Origin of the sequence: Streptomyces collinus Tu 365 (assembly GCF_000444875.1) — a bacterium.
Lineage (GTDB): Bacteria > Actinomycetota > Actinomycetes > Streptomycetales > Streptomycetaceae > Streptomyces > Streptomyces collinus_A.
The window spans coordinates 7,946,557-7,966,651 of record NC_021985.1; the positions used below are offsets into that span (position 1 = coordinate 7,946,557).

A 20,095-nucleotide genomic window follows, 5' to 3' on the forward strand; every position below is an offset into this window, starting at 1 on the left:
CGACGGCGGTCGCCCGTATGTGTACTGCCATGGCCACTGCCCTCCCGAGAGCGTGCGACGAGCCCCTCGGCCGGACGGCCGGAGACCGCACGGCCATGGCACCCACACTAGGAACCGGCCGGTTAGCGCCCGGCACGGTGACGGTTAGACGACGGCAAAAGCGGGTGCCACATCCCGTCGGCCCAGGAAGGAGGCCCGCATCATGAAGGACATGAGGCAGCGCGTGGTGAAAGTCGCCCTGACCGCCGCCCTGGTCGCCGTCGTCCTCCTCGCCGTCCCCCTGGCCTGGGCCATCAGGTCGGCGCTCTACACCGACCAGCGCGACACCCTGGAACGGGCGGCCCTCGCCGGCGCCGTCCGTGTCAGCCCCGACTACCGGACCGGCGACTCGGTGGAACTGCCCACCCCACCGGCCGGCGCGCGCCTCGGACTGTACGACCCGCAGCTCAGGCTGCGGGCCGGTGACGGCTCGCAGCCGGGTGACGCACCGGTCCGCGAGGCCCTGAAGGGGGAGGCCGTCAGAAGGCCGTCAGGCGGCGACCTGGTTGTCGCCGTGCCCGTCTCGCAGGGCGAGCAGGTGATCGGGGTGGTACGCGCGTCCTCCTCCGTCAGCACGGTACGCGAGCGGGTCCTGGTCGTGTGGGGCGTCCTGCTGGGTGTGGCGGCGTTCGCGGTGGCTGTCGCCGTCGGTGTCGCCCGCCGCCAGGCACGGGCACTGGCCGCACCGCTGGAGGACCTCTCCCGTCACTGTCGCGCCGTCACCGCCGGCGACCTGACCGCCCGCGCCGTCCCGAGCAGCATCGCCGAGATCGACCAGGTCGCCCGCACCCACAACGAGATGCTGCACAGTCTTTCCGAACTCCTTCGCCACGAAAAGGACTTCGCCTCCAACGCATCCCATCAGCTGCGCACACCGCTGACCGGCCTGCAGCTCACCCTGGAGACGGGCCTGGCACAGCGCGAGGACGCCCGCCTGCGGCCCGCTGTCGAGGAGGCACTGACGACCACCCGTCGCCTCCACGACACCCTGGAAGAGGTACTGCGCCTGTCCGGCTCCCGCGGGCTGCCCCGGCCGCATCCCGCGGACCGTCCCCTGGAAGACCTGCTGACGGCGTCGGAGCAGCGATGGCACGGTGCTTTCGCCGACGCCGGCAGACGCCTGCAGTACGTCGGCGGCGACGCGCCGAGGGACGTGGCAGTGCCCGGCGGCCCGCTGACCGAGATCCTCGACGTCCTGCTGGACAACGCCCTCGCCCATGGACGCGGCGCGGTCCGTGTCAGGGTGCGCGACCTCGACGACGCGCTGGCCTTCGACGTCACCGATGAAGGCGAGGTGTGCGGGGACACCGCGCGACTTTTCGACCGGGGGCACACCGGCAGCGCGGCGGGTACGGGCATCGGCCTCGCCCTCGCCCGTGACCTGGCCCTCTCGCTCAGCGGTCGGCTCTCCCTGGCCAGCCGGAACCCGACCACCTTCACTTTGCTCGTGCCGGTGTCCCAGGAGGAGGCTGAAGCCGGCACGGACGAGTAGGTGATCCCTTTGGCTGAATGTGTCGATTCCCCGGGTGCCCGGATGACGACGGCCTCAGCGATGACGTAGGCGGCCACGCTGGTACTGCTTCGGCCAGGGGACGTCGTCACCGAGCACGTAGGCCGCGCGGAGCGGCCAGGTCGGGTTGCGCAGCAGTTCGCGCGCGAGCATGATCGCGTCGGCCGAGCGGTCCACCAGGATCTGGTCGGCCTGCTCCGGTGCGGTGATCAAACCGACCGCGGAGACGGGCAGGGCCGCGCCCTCGCGGACGGTTCGGGCGAAGGGCACCTGGTAGCCGGGCTCCACTTCGATACGAGCGTTGTGGACGAGCCCGCCGCTGGTGATGTCCACCAGATCGACGCCGTGGGTCACCAGGTGCCGCGACAGCTCGACCGTCTCCTCCGGGGTCCAGCCGCCGTCGGCCCAGTCCGTGGCCGAGAAGCGTACGAACAGTGGGCGGTCCTCCGGCCACTGGGCCCGCACGGCATCGGTGACCTGGACCAGGAAACGGCTGCGCCCGTCGAGATCGCCTCCGTACTCGTCGCCGCGGTGGTTGGACAGCGGTGACAGGAACTGGTGCAGGAGATAGCCGTGCGCGGCGTGGATCTCCAGGACCTCGAAGCCGGCGGACAGCGCCCGCGCGGCGGCCTCGCCGAAGGCCCGTACCAGAGCGCGGATGTCGTCCGCGCCGAGCTGCCTCGGGGCCGGCCAGTCGCCGAACGGCAGCGGTGACGGTGCGACCGTCTGCCATCCTCCGGCCTCCGGCTCGACGTACACGTCACCCTCCCACGGCGGTGCCGTCGACGCCTTGCGGCCGGCATGGGAGATCTGGATGCCGGCAACGGCTCCCTGCCCGTGGACGAAGTCGGTGATCCGCTTGTACGCGGCGGCCTGCCCGTCATCCCAGATGCCTGCGTCGGAAGGGGTGATCCGGCCCTCGGGTTCCACTGCCGTGGCCTCCTGCATGACCAGGCCGGCCCCGCCGCGTGCCAGGGAGCCGAGATGGACCAGATGCCAGTCCTGCGGATATCCGTCGACCGAGCTGTACTGGCACATGGGGGCCACCCAGGCCCGGTTCGGGAACGTCGTGCCGCGGAGAGTGAGCGGCGAGAAGAGACGGCTCATCGTAGGCCTCGCAGGAGGGATGTGGGACGCCGAGTGCCCCGCAGTCGTTGAGCCGCGGCCTGGGTTCCTGCGGGACGCCCCGCACGGTGGGTGCCCCCGAGTACCCGGGCCGCCCGTGGCACACACCACCGGCCAGGCGTGCTCACCTCCGCGGATGTCCGGGCACGTGGCGGTCCCCGGCCATGGTCGCGTGCGCACCTGGGGCGTCGTCCTGATCATTTGCATGATCTGCGGCACACGGGCAACACGCCGGCCTCCCCGGCCGGGGCCGGCACGCGGGAGCCGATGACTCGGATGGACCACAGCAGCCCGCGCGCCGCGCTGATCTACTCTCGCGGCTCGGCCGCGGCAGTGGGCCGTGGTCGACGGCTGGTCCCACGCTGAGGCTACGGGCGCGAGACGCGTGTGTCAGGCATTCGCCGCGTACCGCCAGAACTCCCTGATCACCGGTGCCGGCGCGGGACCCATCGCTGCCACCTGAGTCAGCAGGATGGTGACCGCGCCCGTGGTCGGGATGACGTGCGCCGCTGTGCCCGTGCCGCCGACCCGGCCGTTACGGCTGGGCACATTCCACGGGTTGGTGCGGTCGATGTCGACCGAGCCGCCGAAGCCCCAGCCCTGGCCGTCCAGGAACAGCCGGCCGATGTCGCGCTGCGCCGGAGTCGTATGGTCGGTGGTCATCATGCGCACGGAGTCGGCCGACAGCACCCGGCGGCCGTCGGCCGCCACCCCGCCAGCCAGCAGCATCCGGGAGAAGGCCAGCCAGTCGTCGGCGGTCGAGGCCAGCCCGCCATTGCCGAGCGGTAGCGCGGGCAGGCGCCTCCACTCGCCGTCCGGGCCGTCGGCGAGCTCCAGACTGCCGTCGTCGCCTGGCCTGTAGAAGCTGGTGAACCGGCCCCGCTTGGCGGCCGGCACCTCGAAACCGGTGTCCACCATGCCCAGCGGCCCGAAGATCCGCTCCGTGAGGAACTCCGGCAACGGCTGTCCGGTGACCCGCGAAATCAACACCCCCTGCAGGACGGAGCAGGTGTCGTACAGCCAGGCAGCGCCCGGTTGGTACAGCAGCGGGATGCGGCCGAGCGCCGCCATCCACTCGTCGGCCGGCGGGAAGTTGCTCGGCACCCGGCCGTCCTTTTGCACCGTGAACAACTCCTGCACCGCCGGCAGTGTGAAGTCGGAGGGGAACCCGTACCCGGCCTGGGAGGCCAGCACGTCGAACACAGTGATGGGCCGGTCGGCCGGCACCACGTCGTCCACCGGGCTGGCCGGCGTGCGTACGACCACCGGCTTTCCCAGCTCCGGCAGCCACATCCCGATCGGGTCGTCCAGTGCCAACCTGCCCTCCTCCACGAGGATCAGCAGTGCGGCGGCGGTGACGGACTTGGTGATCGAGGCGACCCGGAAGATGGAGTCCCTCGCCATCGGGGCGCCGCCACCGGCGTCCTGCGCGCCGACGGCCACCACCTCGACCTGGTCACCCCGGGCCACGAGGCCAACCGCTCCCGGCAGCGTACCGGCACCGACGTGGGCTTCGAGCAAGTCGTGCAGGGTCGTCATGAGGCCGCCTTCGAGAAGATTGCAGTCGCAGGACAGACTCCCTCACGGGCCGGGAATCATCGGCGTTCCCTGACCGTCGAGGAGGACGACACATCGGGCCACCTGGAACCGGTTCTGTGCGACACCGGCTACGGCCCCACGAGGACCCGCTCCGGGTCAATACACCTGGAGTCCCCGGGGGAGCGTCGGCCGCGACGGGTCAACATCGATCTCGATCACCGGCTCAGACATGGAGCTCTGGTGGGAAGCCGGTCCAGCGGAGCTCGGCCGGGAGATGTCCGGTGTCGTTGAAGAGGAGGACCGCCGGGGGGCGGTCGGGTGTGTAGCGGATGACGGTCAGAGCCGCGTTGGCATGGTTGATGCCCAGCCAGCGCCACTTCGGTGCATCAAGGGCGGCGCGGATGAGCCAGCCGACAAGGAAGTTGTGGGTGACGACGAGTTCGTGCCGCGGTTCGTCTCCGTCAACGGTTCCGGTGAACTCCGCGAGAGCCGCCGCCGCGAGCTCGGGGCCCTGCTCGCGTTCCTCGGCCGTGAACCGGGCCAGGAACTCGGTCCAGGCGTCGGCTGCCTCCGGTGGCAGTTCCTCGCGCGTCGGCAGGTAGGGGAGGTAGTCGCCAGCCGCTTCGGAGCGACGGCAGGGGACTCCGTCGAGTTGCTCACCGACCAGCCGAGCGGTCTGTTCGGCACGGGTGAGCGGGCCGTGGTGGATCGCCGCCAAGGGGACCCCCTGGAGCCGGTTCCCCAGCAGGGCAGCCTGGCGGCGGCCGGCATCCGTCAAGCCGCTCTCATCCGGCGATGCCTCGCCGTGACGAGCGAGATAGAGGTAGCGGGCGGCCCTACCGGTCATGATGCGTCCTTCACTGAAGTCGATCTTGCGGGCGCATGGGAGGACGCCGACCCGTGCCGACCGGTTCCGCGAAGGCTGGAGTGGGGCCTCCGTCGACGATCTCGACGGGAAGTCCGCGCCCGCACCCGCTGCGCACCATGGGTACAGGGAGAAGGGCATGTACCTCAGCCTGCACGGGACGTCCGGTCCTCCCGGCACGCCGTCCTCGCCCGGCTGGGTCGTGATGGGCCAGGATGCCCGTATGAGAATGCCCTTCGGCCGTCCGAGTCTGCGCCCGTGCCTTCCGTACAAGCAGGCCGCCGCGCCCGGCCACGACGGGGTGGTCGCGCACTTCCTGGGCACCAGTTCCGTGCTGTTCTCCGACGGGGAGACCTCGGTGCTCAGCGACGGATTCGTCAGCCGGCCGGGGCTGTTGCGGGTGGCGGCGGGCAGGATCTCGCCCGACCGCGCGCTCGTGCGCGCCGCGATCGACCGGCTCCAGGCGCGGGACCTCGCGGCGGTGTTCTGCGCTCACTCCCACTACGACCACGCCCTGGACGCCCCGGTGTGGGCGCTGGAGACCGGCGCGGACCTGATCGGCTCACCGTCCACCGCGAACATCGGCCGGGGCTCGGGCGTGCCGGAGTCGTCCCTGCGCGTGGTCGCGGACGGGGACACGGTGTCGTACGGGAGCTTCGGGCTGACCTTCCTGGATTCCGTGCACAGCCCCGGCGACCGCTTCCCCGGCACCGTCGACGAGCCCCTCGTCCCGCCGGCCCGCGCAGGCGCCTGGCGGACCGGCACCGCCTACAGCGTGGTCCTCTCCCATCCCCGGGGACGTGTGCTGCTGCACGCCAGTGCCAACTTCCGGCCCGGCGCGTTGCGTGGTGTGGACGCCGACGTCGTCTATCTGGGTGTCGGAAACCTGGGCAGGCGACCGGCCGGGTTCGTGCGTGTCTACTGGGACGAGGTCGTGGTCACGACCGGGGCCCGCCGTGTCGTCCTCGTGCACTGGGACGACTTCTTCCTCGGTCTCCACCGGCCCCTGCGGCCCATGCCCTACGCCATGGACGACCTCGGCGTCACGATGAGCCGGCTGCTGCCGCTGGCCCGTCGTGACGCCGTCGACGTCGTCATGCCCGTCGCCTGGCAGTCGTCCGCCCCGCTCGCCGGACTCGGGTGAACCCTGGCCCGAGGGTCAGAACTGCTCGACGAAGTACGGTTCGACGGTCATCCAGCCGTTGTCGGCGGCTCCGTCGAGACGGCCCGTGGAGTTCCTGGCCAGGGTGTACCAGGACTCCACGTAGTCGGGGTCGTCGGTGAACCAGGAGTCGGGCATCGCCGACAGCACCGCGTTCACCAGCGGGATGTAGGTGCCCTGGCCGGTGACGGTCAGCAGGGCCGTGGTGAGGGCCTGGGCGAGCGACTTGTAGTTGGTGCCGTCGTCGTCCTCATCATGACGACGTCGGCCAGGTTGTACTTGTAGTGGGACCAGTTGACCAGGATCTGGTTGGGGTAGTACACCGTCCCGTCGTAGTCGAGGTAGGGCATGTCGACCGACGGAAGTCGTGCGCGGAGACACGGGCGGCCCACGGGTGTTGCCGGCCACCGGGGTCCCTCGCGGACTCGCCCCGGTGGACCGGCCCGGCGGGTCAGGAACGGTCCGCCGAGAACGTCGTGCAGTTGGGGCCGTAGACCCGGCCGTCCAGGTGATCCGGTGTCCGGGTGTCGTACGTGCCCTGGAGGTTGACGGCCAGGAAGTTCGGCGGCTGCTCGATCCACCGTGTGGCCCGCAGCGTCAGCACGCCGCTCTGGAGGGTGCCCGCCATGGCGAAGGAACCGCGCGGCACCTGCGGGTTGGACGGCGCGGGGTAGAACGCGAACACGGCGTCCACGGTGCCGTCGCCGTGGTCCTCGATAGTGAGCACCAGCCCGGTGATGCCCTGGTTGCAGACGTAACTCCCGTCCCACTGACCGGAAAGGTCGGTCACGTCGGAGGCGGGTGCGGACGGGCTGTCCTCGGGCGGGGTGCTCGCGGGCGGGGTCGGGGAGTCATCGGGCGTGCCGGCCGGAGTGTACGGGCTGTCCAGCGGCGTCGGTGTGGCGGCGGGCGAGGAGGGACCGTCCAGCGGCGTCGGGCTGCCGTAGGGCGAGGAGCCCGGCGAGGAGGCGCCCGATCCGGAGCCGGCCCCCGCGCCGAGCACGGCGTCGGCCTGCCACGCCACGAGCCCGATCGCGACCACCCCGGCGATAACGGAGCCGATCACGGCCGCTCGCCGTCTGCCGGTGGACGCCCGGGAGGGTTTCCCGGGCGGCCGGGGAACGGGGGTCGGCAGCACCGCGGTCGGCGTGTAGGCGGGCGGTGGGGTCGGCGGCACCGGCCCGGTCACGGTGGGCGCCTGGTCGTTCCTTCCGGCGGGGTCCGGGGCCGGCGGCGTGCCCCCCTGCGGACGGCCGCCCCCGGGCGGCGTCTCGGGCACCGTCGACTCGGGGTCGCCGTCCCGGGCGCCGCGCACCTCCGCGGCCACCGTCGGGGGGAGCCACGTCGCGTTCGTGAACAGGAGCGCCGTGCGTGGCGTGCCCGCCGCGTCGATCAGTTCCGACAGCAGCGCGTCCACGGTCGGCCGGTCGCCGGGCCGCTTGGCCAGACAGCGTCCGACCAGACCGCGGATCGGCCCGGGCACCGCGTCGAGATCGGGGTCGCCGTGGACGATGCGGTACATCAGGCCCTGGGCCGAGCCCGTGCCGAAGGGGCCGGAGCCCGACGCGGTGAACGCAAGGACCGCGCCCAGCGCGAACACGTCGCTCGCCGGGCCGACCGGCTCCCCCGTGAGCTGTTCCGGAGACATGAAGCCGGGCGTCCCGATCACCACCCCGGTGCGGGTGATCGCGCTCGCCTCGGTCGCCGTCGAAATGCCGAAGTCGATGACGCGCGGACCGTCGGCGGCGAGCAGTACGTTGGAGGGCTTGAGGTCGCGGTGCACGAGCCCCGCGGCGTGGATCGCCTCCAGCGCCTCGGCGAGCCCGGCGGCCAGCGTGGTCACCGGGTCGGCCTGCCAGGCGCCGTGCCGGGCGACGGCGGTGTCCAGCGAGATGCCGGGCACATAGGCGGTGGCCAGCCACGGCGGGTCCGCGTCCGGGTCGGCGTCCACCACGCCCGCCGTGAAGACGCCGTTGACCCTCCGGGCCGCGGCGACCTCGCGGGCGAACCGCTGCCGGAACTCGCGGTCCTCGGCGAGTTCCGGTCGCACGACCTTCACGGCGACGGCTCGGCCGCCCTTGGAGCGGGCCAGGTAGACCCGTCCCATGCCGCCGGCACCCAGCCGGCCCACCACGCGGTACGGACCGACCCGATCCGGATCCCCCGCCCCCAACGCGCGCAAAGATTCCATGTGACCCCCCAAGGCCTGCCGCGTCTCCCCACGCGGCGATCACATCATGACGTCAGCAAGCGCTTGCGAGGTTTCCGCTTTCCATAGACCCGGGTGGAATCACCCGGACTCGGCGGTGTTCGAACGCAGTCGCGATGAGTTGGGCCGGATCGGACGGATCGGCAGCCGTGCCGGCCCAGGTCGTGGAGAGGTCCTCGACCGACATGTTGAGGTGCGGGGTCAGCCGGCCGACGGAGTCAGAGGGTCCGGTCGGGAAATGGTCTCGGACAACGGAAGCCGGTCCCTTGTGGCAACGGACCGACGCACCCGCAGTTCGGCTCTCGTCCGCGGGCGGTACTTGGGCTCCTTGCCGCACCCGCAGGCTGATCGCCCCTCGTAGCGCAGCCCTTCCTTCAGTACCGCAGCCACCACAGACCACCCGCGGACATCACGCCTGGGCGGAGGGGCGAAGTCATGACCAGCGCACATGAGGGGCCGAGCACAGTTCGGGCACAGGTGCTCCCGTTGCGGATGGGCATGCTGCTTGAAGCTGACACGGCACGAGACGCACGCGTAGTGCAGCTTGTAGTAGGTCATGGCGTAGAAGCACACCGGGCCACCGTACCGAGCAGCCCTTCAGGCAGACCACCCGTTTCGCGCGGCCAACGGTCCACGGCGTCCAAGGACGCGGCCGCCCCTAGCCAAGCAGCAGCCCTCTCCGAGCCGTTGGAGCGTCGCGAACAGCCGAGGAGTGGCCAGCTCACTGCGTGGCGGTGGATCTGCTGAGGTTGTCCAGGACGGACCCGGCCGGGTGGCCATACCAGCGGCGGCGGCCCGCGCCGGCGGCCTTTCACCCCATGGGTGCCCGTCGACCACCGACCCGGCCAACGTGCGCGAGCGGCTGTCAAGGGAGTCGGCCGGGAGGGAGGTGTGGTCTCGGAGCGGCTGCCCGACGCCGACAAGCCGTCAGTTCGGGGTTTGTCAGGAGGGGCCGGGACGTTGTCGGTGGCGGCCAGTACGTTGCGATCATGGGTGTCTATCTGGTGAGTGTCGCCGCGCGGGCGTGGTCGCGGCCGGGGGAGGACGGGTACGGGGACGTCGCCGCCGCGCTGAACACCGAGCTGGAGCGGCGCGGGCTGCCCCCTTACGAGCCGCGGCAGGCCGTACGAGAGGCGCCGGGCTGGTTCGAGGAGAAGGTCAGCCCGTCCATGGACGGCTTCGTGGCGCTGTGCAGGACGCTGCTGACCGACGCGGAGCTGTCGACTCTCCTCGACTGGAGTGTGCTGGTGCCGTTCGCGCTGGAGGAGGAGATCGTGCTCCCCGTCGGCACCGCGTACTCCGGCGAGGAGACAACGGTCGCCGGGGCCCCGCGGGTGCTCGCCCTGGCCGAGCGGCTGGCCGGCGCCGTCGAACTGCCCGAGGACGCGATGCCGGCGGGCGCGAACCTCACATTGAGTCTGTGGTTCCTGGAGGGCGGGGCGGAGCGGACCGCCCGGGTGCGGCCCGGCCCGTGGGCCGAGGACCGGGACGCAGCCTTCTACGTCGCGCTCTACCTACGCGCCGCGCAGCACTCCCTGCGGCACGGCTGCCCGATGACCTACTCCTGAGCCACGGCGGCGGCCGACCGGCCGGAGAGACCGTACGTCCGTCTCCTGCCCGGAACACCACTGCGGCGCCGTCCACCGAGATCATCGGGGTGGCGGAGTGAGCCGGGTACCGTCCGGCAAGGTGACGAGCGATGGATGTGCCGGGCGTGGCACGGCGGGCCGCACGGTCGAGTACTCGGGTGTCGGCGGGCAAGCCAACCGCTCAGTCCAGGTGCCGTTGACGGGGGCAAAGGCGCTACCCGTTTCTACTGCACCTGTCGCGTCGCTCAGGCCGGCCGCGCGCCGCGATCCGATGGCCCGCTACTTCCCATTTGAGTGAGAGGGCGGTGAGACCGGTACGCAGTTAAGTCTCCGTTCAGATTCCGTGCATGTCGACCGACGGATACTCCCCAAGATCTGGATTGCCCACAGAGTCCGGATCCAGTTTTCGGAAGTCTGGAAAGGCCGCTCATGTTCACGTCCCACAGCGAGCCGACCCAAGAGCGGGGCGCCGAGCCGGCGACGGTGCGTGCCAACTCCGCCGTGCTGAGCTGGCCCGGCGACGACGGGTCGGCGCTACCCGCGCCCCGCACGGGTACCGCGCGGCCGGCCTACGAGCTCCCGGTGTTGCTGGGCATCGTGATGGTCGCCGCCCTGCTCGCCCTGTGGGGCCTGGACGACAGCTCGTTCCATGCGTTCTACGCGGCCGGCGTGCGCAGCATGACCGACAATCCGGTCGCTTTCTTCTACGGATCCTTCGATCCGGGCAACACGATCACGATCGACAAACTGCCCGGCTACCTGTGGCCGCAGGCCCTGTCGGCGCTGGTCTTCGGCTTTCATCCATGGGCGCTGGTACTGCCGCAGGCGATCGAAGGCATGGCCTGCGTGGTCCTGCTCCATGGCCTGGTACGCCGCTGGGCGGGCGTGCCGGCCGGTCTGCTGGCGGCGGGCTTTCTGACGCTCACTCCCGTGTTCGTCGGCCTTGGGCGGTCCGTCACGGAGGACTCGCCGTTCACCCTTCTGCTGCTTCTCGCCGCCGCGGCCACCCAGCGGGCGACCGAGGGAGGCCGGCGTCGCCGGCTGCTGCTCGCCGGGGTGTGGGTGGGCGCGGCCTTCCAGTGCAAGATGCTGGAGGCCTGGGCGGTGTTGCCCGCGCTCGCCGTGACCTACCTCGTCGCCGCGCCCACGGCCCTACGCCGTCGGCTCCTGGACGTCGCGCTGGCCGGCGCGGTGGCGTGCGGCGTGTCGCTGTCGTGGATGGTGGTGGCCACGCTGACCCCGGCGTCCGAGCGCCCCTACCTCGACGGCACCACGGACAACTCGGCGTATGGTCTGGTCGTCGGCTACAACTTCCTGACCCGCTTCCACGGGCTCGACGCGGCCGCCGCCGGTAGCGTCGCCCCCAACGAGAGTTTGCGGACGGCCGGCACCGGGCCCGGCATGGGCGACAGCGTCTGGAAGATGTTCAGCCCCGGGATCGCCACACAAACCGGATGGCTGTACCCGCTGGCCGCGCTCGGGGTCGCGGGCGGCGCATGGGCGCTGTGGCGGCGGCGTGCGGCCCGCACGGACCGGGTGCTGGCAGGCTATGTGCTGTGGGGGTCGTGGCTGGTCACGTTCTTCCTGTTGTTCAGCTTCGGCAGCGTGACCGGACACACCTATTACATGGGTGTCGTCGCCGTGGCGCTGGCCGCGATGGGCGGCGCCGGGACGGTGCCGGCCTGGCGGGCGTGCCGCAGGGGCGGTCGACGGGCCTGGGTGCTGCCCGGCGTGATCGCCCTGAACCTCGCCTGGTGCGTGACCCTGACGTGGTGGTATCCGCACTTCATCCCCTGGTCCGTCCCCACCGCCGCAGCCCTCGGCCTGGTCGCCCTGGTGCTGTCGTGCGTCCGCCGACGGCCGCGCCTCGTCACGGCCGGCCTGGCCGCCGGGCTCGCCGCGGTCCTGCTCATCCCGGCCGCCTGGTCGGCGTCGGCGCTGTCCCTGCGCTACAACCAGCCCGGCTCGCTGGGCCGCGTGGGCCCCACCAGCCATCGGGCGGGCAACCCGCTGGCGAAGCTCGGCCCGACCCGGGAACGCCTGCTGGCCTACCTGACCGCGCACCGAGGCGGCGCCGAGTACCTGGCCGCAGTGCCCGGCTGGGACGAGGCCGCGCCCTACATCATCTCCGCCAACGCGCACGTTCTGCCCGTCGGCGGCTTCACCGGCCGGGCCCCGCATCCGACGTCCGGTGGCTTCCGCGAGCTCATAGGCACCGGACGTCTGCGCTATGTCGTCCTGACACGTGCCGAGGCGAACCTGAGTCCGCGCCACGCGGTCACGTCCGCTGCCATGATCGTGCGCTGGACCGTCGACCACTGTACGGTCGTGCCTTCGGCGGCCTACGGCTCCGGCGACCAAGCGGAGACGCTGTACGACTGCGGCCCGGATCGGGAGAGGGGCCGGGCAGCAGCACATGAGGGTCTGTCATCGCCGTGACACCTTTGTTCCACTGGGAGCCGCAGGTGCGCGGGTGGACGTCCTACTCGTAGTCAGCGTCACCGGACCGCGACTGCCCTTCATCGTTCCGAGCGGTCGGACAGCCGAGTATGAGCTGGGCTCAGTCCTCGTCCTGCGCGCGCCGGTAGAGCTTGGCGATGTCGTCGTCGAAGTATGCGGCGTAGGACACGTCGTCCTTGTCGCCGCCGCCCTGGTGGCCGCCCAGGACGCCGATGACGGTGCCGGTGTGGCTCTTGGGGTCGTAGTCGGTGAGCCAGGGGCTGCCGCTGGTCCCGTCCTCGAGGTGGGTGCACTGGATGCGCAGCTGGGTGTCGCTGAACTTTGTGGTGCGGTTCTGGCATGAGATGGGGGTGTCGCGGCTGGTGGGGTAGCCGGTGACCTCTACCTTGTTGTCGAAGCCGCGGTCTGTGCCGAGAGTGTTGCCGCCCAGGAGATCCTGAATGTTCCTGCCGTCCTTCTGGTCCAGGACGAGGAAGGCGACGTCGAGGTCCTCGTCCTGCGACCTGGTCCAGCGGTCGTCGACGACCACCTTGCTGACCTTCCACAGGCCGGTGGGTTCGTCGCCGTTGCGGTAGCCGGGGGCGAAGACCAGGTCGTTCAGCGGCTGTCCGGAGTCGGCGTCGAAGGCGCAGTGCGCCGCGGTGATCAGCATGTTCCGGCCCGGACTCCGCACCACGCTCGCCGTGCAGAAGTGGGCACCGTGGTCGTCCTTCTCGAAGACCGCGCCGATTCGGGCGTCCTCCTCGGACCTGCGGGGCGTGTACGCGTTGCCGTCCTCGGCCGGGCCCGTAGCGGGGAGGTCCTGGTCCTGGCCCAGCTGGGACTGGCCCGGCTCGCCGGACTTGCCGAAACCGCCGCGCCCGCTGCTGCCGGCCGCATGGGTTTCCCTCGCGGCGTCGCCCACCACTGCGGCTGCCCCGACGATGACCAGCGTCAGAGGCAGGACGGAATGTCTGACTAGCGAGCGCACAAGGTCATTATCTACGCGGGCCGGGAGTTCGGGACGTGCCTGACCGAGAGGCTCCCGTCACAATCCGCCGTTCGGATCTGTCTTCGGCACCCTGGTCGCTCCCGTTGCCGGGTCACCGACGGAAGCGGTCGATCGGTTCAGAAGCAGGTCTCGGTCGCTCCAGGAGAGACCGATAGGGGGCCAGAGGAGTGATCCGGTTCCTCAGAAACGGGTCCAGGAAGGTATCCGCAAGGTGGTCCTCGACGGGCTGTCGTCACCCATGGTCCGGCTCCCGTGCAGGCGTGGTCGGCGATGACCGGCATGCCCGGGCGCTTACAGATCCGGATGATCCGGTGGGCGAGGGTCGTGCCGGCGCAGGTACACCAGGCAGGACAGGAAACCAACGAGGCTGCTGCGCCCATGAGTTGAGACGTCGAACACTTCCCTCAAGGGCACGGAAACCTCGTGCGGTGCGCACACCCGGCGTCACCCGATCAGTGGCTACTCCGAAGCGGCTCAGTGTGCGACCAGCCGCCCGCTCATCCACTGCAGCATCGGCGGGATCTCCCGCTTCCAGGTGTTGAAGTTGTGCCCGCCGCTCGGAAGGATGATCGACGAAATCCTGGTCACGCTCGTGCCCTGCACACTCTTGATGAACTTGAGCGTGTCCTTGAAGTTGTGCTCACCGACCCTGCTGCTGGTGACGAGCAGCGACGTCTCGGGGGCGGCCAGGTGCTTGAGCGCCCAGAAGAGGTCGGCGCTGTGCTGCAGCTTCCTGTCGCCATGGAAGAGGTCCCCGGTGGTGGGGTCGATCGGCGCCCTGTAGTACGGCGACAGGCCCGCTGCGGCCGCGTACGAGCGCGGGTGGTGCATGGCGATCTTGAGTGCGCAGTAGCCGCCGGTCGAGTCGCCGGCGATGCCCCAGCTGGCGGGCGTCTTGTCGACCCGGTAGTGGGCCATCACCGAATCGCGCAGATCCTTGGCGAAGAACGTCTCGGTCCGCGGGCCCCCGGGAACGTCGACGCACTCGGTGTCCCGTGGCGGCGCCACGGTCGGACGTAGCATCACCAGGATCATCGGCTGCACCTTCCCCTTTTTGGCCAGCTGCTGGATCGTGCTCGGGTAGTCCAGCTTGTCCACCAGCGCCTGGGCCGTGCCCGGGTATCCCGTGAGAACGACGGTCACCGGGAACCTGCGCGCGTGGTTCTGCGGCTGGAAGTACTCCGGGGGTAGGTACACGAACGCCGGCGTGGCGAGATGGGTCGTACGGCCGATGATGTCGACCTTCTGGACCTGCCCGGCCATCTGCGGCAGCGCGCTGCTCGCACCGATGACAGGGGAGGCGGAGAGCACTTGGACGGGGCTGCCGCCGCTTTCCGCCATGTGGTCGACGACCACTCCCTGGTCGGTCTCCTGGCCGAACAGGTCGGACCAACTGGCGTAGAAGCCGAACGCCTGGTTGGTGGCGAGTCCCACCGTGGCGAGGGCCGCCACCTGGGTGGCGAGCAGCAACCCGAACCGTCCGCTGACGGCCCGCCAGTTACGCCGGGCCAGGCGCGGCCACAGCCATACCGTGCCGAGGAACAGTACGGCGGCGAGGACGGTCGCCAGCATCAGCACCTTGTCGCTTGTGAGACCCATGGGATGTTACCTGTCTGCGCTTTCTGCCCGGCAGCCGCCCGCACTTCGTCGCGAGGGCTTGCTCTGGTCCTTTGTCGCCGGATGTCCGATCGGGCACGGGATCTCTGGTTGGTTCAATGTCCGGTCGGCGGCTGGATGTAGTCCTCCAGGCGGGCTACCGCGAAGCCCTGTGCCCGGATGCACTTGAGCAGATTCGCGAACATCTCCGTCATGGTGGTGCCCTTGAGCTCCGCAGGACCGCGGAAGTGGGCGAGGATGATGTCGCCGGGGCGCAACTTCTTGCGTGGCTCTTGGTACTGCAGATTGCGTACCTGCATGGATTCGCGCCACCAGACGATCGCTCGCGGCCCGCAATCTCCCACCGCGGTCTTGGTGTTGTTGTTGTACGCCCCGTAGGGCGGCCGGAAGAGGAACGGGGCGGTGCCGAACTGCTGAGTGAGGATCTTCTGATCGCCGCACACCTCTTGCTTCTGGCGGCTCAGAGGGATGGTGTTCATCGCGGGATGGTGCAGGGTGTGGTTCTGGATGTGGTTGCCCATCGCCTGCAGTGGCTTGAAGTACCCATAGTCCGACTTGATGGCGTCGTTCATCAGGAACATCGTGATCGGGATCTTCAGGTCCCGCATCATCTCGATGAACTTGGGGTCCTTTTCCAGTCCGTCGTCGACGGTGATGAAGACGACCTTCTGGGATGTCGGTACATGGCTGAAGACCGGGATCGGGCCGGTCGCCGACAGCTTGAGGGGTTTGTCCGCGGGGGGCTCGGGAGTCGCGGGCAGCGGTGTCAGGCCCCACTTGTGCCAGGTGGCGGGCTCAGCCGTGACGTGCGACGTGGCCCCGGGGGTGCCGCGGACGCCGGCGGACGTCGACGAGGTGGCCGCCGGGCCGGTCGCGTTGCCACCGCTCATGCCGCAGCCGCCTACGGACACAGCCAGGAGCACGCTGACCAGCGGGGCGCAGAACCTGCTGCCTGTGTTGCGTCGCTTCACCGCACCGCTCTCCTGCCTGCAAAGCTGACCTTGACTCTGCTGGAAGGTAACCGCGGCATGAAAAGCGAAGTTCAGCGGTGTGAAAGGTGAAGTTCGGCGGAGGGTGAGAATATGACCAGAGCCCACGACGCCGCCGTCGGCACCGTCGCGCAGGCTGTCGTCCTCGTCGACGAGAACCCCGTCTTCGTCACCGCGCGCGACTAAGGCGACGTCGGCCCACCGCAGCGGAACGCACGCCGCTCTCGCCCTCCGGCACCTGCACGGCAGAGCCGCCCGACCGAAGAGTGTTGCAGAATGGTTGATAGCGGACATGTCGCCGGTAGTGGGGATCCCCGCACAGCGGGGTGACGTCGGCGTCGGCAACCGTGGAGGGGCGTGGCAGATGGTGATCGTGGGGGACTTCTCCGGACGGCCCGCCTGACGTCGGCGCTAGGATCGCGCCATGGGGCGGGGCGAACAGCGAAGTCAGGCCACGGACCCACATTGGCAGTGGCCGCCCGGAGACGAAGAGGCTCCGGCACTGGCCGACTTCAAGGCCGTCTGCTACGAGATCGCTCGCCGAACAGGTGGGCACGTCGAGTCGGTGTCCGACGGTCGCTTCCCGCCCAGCTTTCACCACGTAGTGATCGCTTTCCGTGATCGCCGGGTGGCGGTCCTGTGCCATCAGACCCTGCCGCTGCTCGCCCTGGCAGCTCCTCCCGGCGAGTCGTCCTTCTGGCCGCTTTCTTTCGTCGACGACCCCGCCATCGGATCGGCCATCGCGGCCGTGTCGCGGATTCGTCTGCTGACGGCGGCCGAGCTGGACATGGACTGGTCGCGGGCGGCCACCCAGCCGCCGGCGGCGCTGGCCCAGGGGAAGGATCTGACGTACTGGCGTCCTGGATCTGTCGGGGACGTGATCTTCAACATGTGGGACTGACCCGTACCTGATCAGAGGACGACATCCGAGGCCGCGAGACGGTCGCTGGCGGCGGCGAGACCGACCCGGACCGGGAACGCCGTCGACCCCGGTAAGCCGCCGGCGGGCCGACGTGCCGTTCCTGGTGTGCCCGCGTCTGCATCCGGCCGACGGCCGACCAACGAACCAGACACGTAGTGCCAGGTCGTCGGCAAGGAAGGCGAGGCGGGGCATGGACCTGAGAGATGCACGGATTCTGGTGCCGGGTGCCACCGGGGAGATCGGGGCGGCGCTCGCCGTACGACTGTGCGCCCTCGGTACGCGCACGGCACTGGCCGGACGTGACCGCGAGGCCCTCACCCGTGTCTCGGCGGCGTGCGAGCACGCTCCCGCCCGCACCTTCGACGCCTGGGACGCCGACTCCTGTGCGAAGACCGTCGACTGGGCGGCGGCGGAACTGGGCGGCTTGGACGGCGTCGTCGTATGCGTCGGAGTCGCGGCCTTCGGGTCGGCCGGGGAGGTGGAGGACGCGGTGTCCGAACACCTGATGGCGGTGAACGCGCTGGCCCCCATGGCGTTCCTGCGGGCCGCCGGGGACCGGTTGCCCGAGGGCGGCGTCCTCGCGGCCGTCACCGGGATCGTCGCCGAGGCGGCACCGGCTCGGATGGCGGACTACGCCGCCGCCAAGGCCGCGCTGGCCACCTGGCTCACGGCGGTCCGCCGGGAGCGGCGACGCCAGGGCGTGACCGTGCTGGAGATCAACCTGCCCCACATGGACACGGGCTTCGCCGGGCGCGCCGTCGCGGGCCAAGCGCCGCCGCTGCCGCGGGGATTGCCCGTTCCGGAGGCAGTGGACGTGATCGTGCGGGCGCTCTCCGAGGGGGCGAGACTTGTGCGTCCCGGCAGCGGTGCGGCACTCGAAGTGGTGCGGTAGGGCGGACATGCCGAGGAGACGTCTCGCGTACGGCCCTTCGTACCACCGCACCCGGCCCGCGGAGGCGTTGACCCCGCTGGCTCCGCGTACGGTGCGGCGCGTGCTGTTCCGGCAGCGCTGGCGGGACCTGGTGTTCCTGCACTGGCCCGCCGACCCGTTCGAGGTGGCCCGGCTGCTGCCGGCCGGCACCGTGCCCGACCTCCACCAGGGCCGGGCGTACGTCGGCCTGGTCTTCTTCCGCATGGACGACCTCGCCTTCGGCCGGGCGCCGGCCCTGCCCTACCTGGGGAGCTTCGGCGAGGTCAACGTCCGCCTGTACAGCCGCGACGCCACGGGACGCCGCGGGGTGGTGTTCCGTTCGCTCGACTGCGACCGACTGCTGCCCGTACTGGCGGCCCGCGGCGCGTTCGGCCTGCCCTACCGGTGGTCCCGCATCCACAGCCAGTGGTTCGACAGCCGGCTGCTGTACCGCACGGGTGGGCGCCAGGGTGCGCGAGCCGCCGCACGGGTGTGGCTGGACGTGGCGGACGAGCCGGTGGCGGCCACGCCGCTGGAGGAGTTCCTCACTCAGCGCTGGGGGCTGCACGAGCGGTTCCTCGGGCGCACCTACTACCTCCCCAACGCACACCCCGCCTGGTCCTTCCGCAGGTGCACCCTGCTGGGCTGGCAGGACGAACTGGTCGCGGCGGCCGGGCTGTCGAGGCCGCAGGGCGAGCCCGTGAGCGTTCTGTACGCTCCCGGTCTCCCGGTGGTCTTCGGCCCGCCGGTGCCCCTGCCCGCACACGCCACGCGGCCCGGCTGACCCACCCCGGCACGACGGCGCCGGGATCAGTCCGCCGACGTCCGCCGGCCCATGGCGGCCAGCAGCTCTCCAGCCGCCCACCCGGGCCCCCGCCGCCGTACCGCCGCGGCCAGACCGGGCATACGCGGGCTCGCGGTCCGCCACAGCGTCCCGAGCGCCGCAGGGACATCGGCCGGCGACAGCGTGTTCGGGTCGAGCACCACACCGGCACCGGCGCGCTCCGCGTCCCGGGCCACGGAGAACTGGTCGCTGGAGAACGGCAGCACCACCGCGGGCACGCCCGCCCGCAGGCATTCGGTGAAGGAGTTGCTGCCACCGTGGTGCACCATCGCGTCCACCCGCTCCAGGAGCGCGCGCTGGGGCACCGACGGCACCACCACGGTCCGTTCGCCCGCGAGATCGGCCAGCGCGGCGGCCCGTTCTCCGGCCGCGACGACGACCGACACGTCCGGCATGCCGTCGAGCAACCCGGTGACGACGGTGCGCAGGACGTCGTCGCGCGCGGACAGGAACGTACCGAGCGCGACGAGGACGAGCCTCTCGCCGCTCGAACGCAGCAGTTTCAGGCGCGCCTCCCACTTCGCGTCGAGGGGGTCCGGGAGTGCGGCCATGTGCCCGGCGAACAGGCGCACCGGTCCCGGCGGAGGCGTCGGCAGCCAGCGGAACGCCGGGTAGGCGTAGACGACTGCGTGCGGCGAGCTGTGGGCGAAGGCGCGGCCCGGAGCCGGCCGGGAAGGCGCGTGCCGCCGGGCGAAGGCCGCGAACAGGGCGGTGAAGGCCTCGTCGCTCTGCCGCGCCGCGGCCCTCAGCTCCCGCAGCCGCTCCGGTTCGGGCCGCAGTGCGTCGGGCCAGGCGTAGGGGACGCCGAAGTAGGCGTCGGGGCCGGAGAGCACATAGCTGGGATGTCCGGGGCAGAAGGTCGCGTAGGGCACGCCCAGGCAGTGCAGGGCCAGGGTGACCGGGTAGCTGAGCTGGTCCACGACGTACCAGTCGGGGCGCAGCCGTCGGTCGGCCGAGCGCAGCGCGTCGAGCACCCCGTCCGGGTCGGCCAGCATGTCAGCCCGCCGATGGCGGGTCTGGACCAGCAGCGTCGACACGGCACCCTTCCTGGTGGCGTCCAGGAACTCCGCCAGCCGGGCCGCCTCCCGGGCGTCCTGTTCGGTCGCCTCGGCCACCCCGGTGTTGGCATTCCGCGTCACGGAGAGCGGCTCGAAGCCCACCCCGGCCTCCCGCGCCAGATGCTCGAAGGTCGGAGCGCAGGCGAAGTACACGTCCGCACCGCGCCGGCGCAGAGCCCCGGCCAGGACCGACAACGGTCGCGCGTGGGACATGAACGGGGGACTTACGACAACGACACGCGGCATGCGAACCCCTCGGCCAAGGC

15 protein-coding genes and 1 pseudogene are annotated in these 20,095 nt (G+C 70.9%); 7 read left to right on the forward strand and 9 right to left on the reverse strand.

The window, feature by feature from the left end; all coding sequences use genetic code 11:
• Window positions 1–202: 202 nt before the first annotated feature.
• Window positions 203–1,531, forward strand: a complete 1,329-nt coding sequence (locus tag B446_RS34065) for a HAMP domain-containing sensor histidine kinase (RefSeq protein WP_020937588.1) — start codon at window positions 203–205, stop codon at window positions 1,529–1,531.
• A gap of 54 nt (window positions 1,532–1,585) precedes the next feature.
• Here the strand turns inward: B446_RS34065 and B446_RS34070 are convergent, their stop codons facing one another.
• The 3 genes from B446_RS34070 to B446_RS34080 all read right to left on the reverse strand — a co-directional run bounded on the left by B446_RS34070 (window position 1,586) and on the right by B446_RS34080 (window position 5,060).
• Window positions 1,586–2,656 carry an NADH:flavin oxidoreductase/NADH oxidase gene (locus tag B446_RS34070; protein ID WP_020937587.1) on the reverse strand — a complete coding sequence of 357 codons (1,071 nt, stop codon included), beginning with the start codon at window positions 2,654–2,656 and terminating at the stop codon, window positions 1,586–1,588.
• A 408-nt stretch (window positions 2,657–3,064) separates the two neighbouring features.
• On the reverse strand, window positions 3,065–4,213 hold the full coding sequence (locus tag B446_RS34075) for a serine hydrolase domain-containing protein (protein ID WP_020937586.1): 1,149 nt from the start codon (window positions 4,211–4,213) through the stop codon (window positions 3,065–3,067).
• Window positions 4,214–4,436: 223 nt separating this feature from the next.
• Window positions 4,437–5,060 (reverse strand): histidine phosphatase family protein, encoded by a 624-nt coding sequence (locus B446_RS34080; RefSeq protein WP_043474483.1) that lies wholly within the window; start codon window positions 5,058–5,060, stop codon window positions 4,437–4,439.
• Between the two features lie 241 nt (window positions 5,061–5,301).
• Between B446_RS34080 and B446_RS34085 the strand changes: the two genes are divergently transcribed.
• Window positions 5,302–6,222, forward strand: a complete 921-nt coding sequence (locus B446_RS34085; protein WP_043477172.1) for an MBL fold metallo-hydrolase — start codon at window positions 5,302–5,304, stop codon at window positions 6,220–6,222.
• A gap of 15 nt (window positions 6,223–6,237) precedes the next feature.
• Here the strand turns inward: B446_RS34085 and B446_RS41215 are convergent.
• Window positions 6,238–6,590 (reverse strand): annotated as a pseudogene (locus B446_RS41215) (DUF3103 family protein).
• 101 nt (window positions 6,591–6,691) lie between these two features.
• The gene (locus B446_RS36265; protein WP_078614599.1) at window positions 6,692–8,431 is read right to left on the reverse strand and encodes a serine/threonine-protein kinase; all 1,740 of its coding nucleotides are present in this window, start codon (window positions 8,429–8,431) and stop codon (window positions 6,692–6,694) included.
• A gap of 1,007 nt (window positions 8,432–9,438) precedes the next feature.
• Between B446_RS36265 and B446_RS34095 the strand changes: the two genes are divergently transcribed.
• Together B446_RS34095 and B446_RS34100 are read left to right on the forward strand one after the other, a co-directional pair.
• Window positions 9,439–10,017: a hypothetical protein gene (locus tag B446_RS34095; RefSeq protein ID WP_020937581.1), complete on the forward strand. Its 579-nt coding sequence runs from the start codon at window positions 9,439–9,441 to the stop codon at window positions 10,015–10,017.
• A 450-nt stretch (window positions 10,018–10,467) separates the two neighbouring features.
• Window positions 10,468–12,477 (forward strand): glycosyltransferase family 39 protein, encoded by a 2,010-nt coding sequence (locus B446_RS34100; RefSeq protein ID WP_020937580.1) that lies wholly within the window; start codon window positions 10,468–10,470, stop codon window positions 12,475–12,477.
• 121 nt (window positions 12,478–12,598) lie between these two features.
• On the opposite strand, the gene B446_RS34105 is transcribed toward B446_RS34100, so the two are convergent.
• The 3 genes from B446_RS34105 to B446_RS34115 form a co-directional block, all read right to left on the reverse strand.
• Window positions 12,599–13,402, reverse strand: coding sequence for a trypsin-like serine peptidase (locus B446_RS34105; RefSeq protein WP_020937579.1), 804 nt, complete (start codon window positions 13,400–13,402; stop codon window positions 12,599–12,601).
• A 561-nt stretch (window positions 13,403–13,963) separates the two neighbouring features.
• Window positions 13,964–15,088: an alpha/beta hydrolase gene (locus B446_RS34110; RefSeq protein WP_020937578.1), complete on the reverse strand. Its 1,125-nt coding sequence runs from the start codon at window positions 15,086–15,088 to the stop codon at window positions 13,964–13,966.
• A 113-nt stretch (window positions 15,089–15,201) separates the two neighbouring features.
• Window positions 15,202–16,077: a polysaccharide deacetylase family protein gene (locus B446_RS34115; protein WP_020937577.1), complete on the reverse strand. Its 876-nt coding sequence runs from the start codon at window positions 16,075–16,077 to the stop codon at window positions 15,202–15,204.
• 442 nt (window positions 16,078–16,519) lie between these two features.
• On the opposite strand from B446_RS34115, the gene B446_RS34120 reads away from it, so the two are divergent.
• From B446_RS34120 to B446_RS34130, 3 genes are all read left to right on the forward strand, one after another.
• Complete coding sequence (locus tag B446_RS34120) at window positions 16,520–16,996, forward strand: hypothetical protein (protein WP_020937576.1); 477 nt, start codon at window positions 16,520–16,522, stop codon at window positions 16,994–16,996.
• A 211-nt stretch (window positions 16,997–17,207) separates the two neighbouring features.
• Entirely contained in the window at window positions 17,208–17,909 is a 702-nt protein-coding gene (locus B446_RS34125; protein WP_020937575.1) for an SDR family NAD(P)-dependent oxidoreductase, read from the forward strand.
• Window positions 17,910–17,916: 7 nt separating this feature from the next.
• Entirely contained in the window at window positions 17,917–18,711 is a 795-nt protein-coding gene (locus tag B446_RS34130; protein ID WP_078614597.1) for a YqjF family protein, read from the forward strand.
• Window positions 18,712–18,737: 26 nt separating this feature from the next.
• Here the strand turns inward: B446_RS34130 and B446_RS34135 are convergent, their stop codons facing one another.
• Complete coding sequence (locus tag B446_RS34135) at window positions 18,738–20,042, reverse strand: glycosyltransferase (RefSeq protein ID WP_237751105.1); 1,305 nt, start codon at window positions 20,040–20,042, stop codon at window positions 18,738–18,740.
• Between the last annotated feature and the right edge of the window lie 53 nt (window positions 20,043–20,095).

Excerpts from the sequence above, each read along its gene's own strand:
- B446_RS34065 (WP_020937588.1), top strand. The coding sequence starts at position 203 with ATGAAGGACATGAGGCAGCGCGTGGTGAAAGTCGCCCTGACCGCCGCC.
- B446_RS34070 (WP_020937587.1), bottom strand. The coding sequence starts at position 2,656 with ATGAGCCGTCTCTTCTCGCCGCTCACTCTCCGCGGCACGACGTTCCCG.
- B446_RS34075 (WP_020937586.1), bottom strand. The coding sequence starts at position 4,213 with ATGACGACCCTGCACGACTTGCTCGAAGCCCACGTCGGTGCCGGTACG.
- B446_RS34080 (WP_043474483.1), bottom strand. The coding sequence starts at position 5,060 with ATGACCGGTAGGGCCGCCCGCTACCTCTATCTCGCTCGTCACGGCGAG.
- B446_RS34085 (WP_043477172.1), top strand. The coding sequence starts at position 5,302 with ATGAGAATGCCCTTCGGCCGTCCGAGTCTGCGCCCGTGCCTTCCGTAC.
- B446_RS36265 (WP_078614599.1), bottom strand. The coding sequence starts at position 8,431 with ATGGAATCTTTGCGCGCGTTGGGGGCGGGGGATCCGGATCGGGTCGGT.
- B446_RS34095 (WP_020937581.1), top strand. The coding sequence starts at position 9,439 with ATGGGTGTCTATCTGGTGAGTGTCGCCGCGCGGGCGTGGTCGCGGCCG.
- B446_RS34100 (WP_020937580.1), top strand. The coding sequence starts at position 10,468 with ATGTTCACGTCCCACAGCGAGCCGACCCAAGAGCGGGGCGCCGAGCCG.
- B446_RS34110 (WP_020937578.1), bottom strand. The coding sequence starts at position 15,088 with ATGGGTCTCACAAGCGACAAGGTGCTGATGCTGGCGACCGTCCTCGCC.
- B446_RS34120 (WP_020937576.1), top strand. The coding sequence starts at position 16,520 with ATGGGGCGGGGCGAACAGCGAAGTCAGGCCACGGACCCACATTGGCAG.
- B446_RS34125 (WP_020937575.1), top strand. The coding sequence starts at position 17,208 with ATGGACCTGAGAGATGCACGGATTCTGGTGCCGGGTGCCACCGGGGAG.
- B446_RS34130 (WP_078614597.1), top strand. The coding sequence starts at position 17,917 with ATGCCGAGGAGACGTCTCGCGTACGGCCCTTCGTACCACCGCACCCGG.
- B446_RS34135 (WP_237751105.1), bottom strand. The coding sequence starts at position 20,042 with ATGTCCCACGCGCGACCGTTGTCGGTCCTGGCCGGGGCTCTGCGCCGG.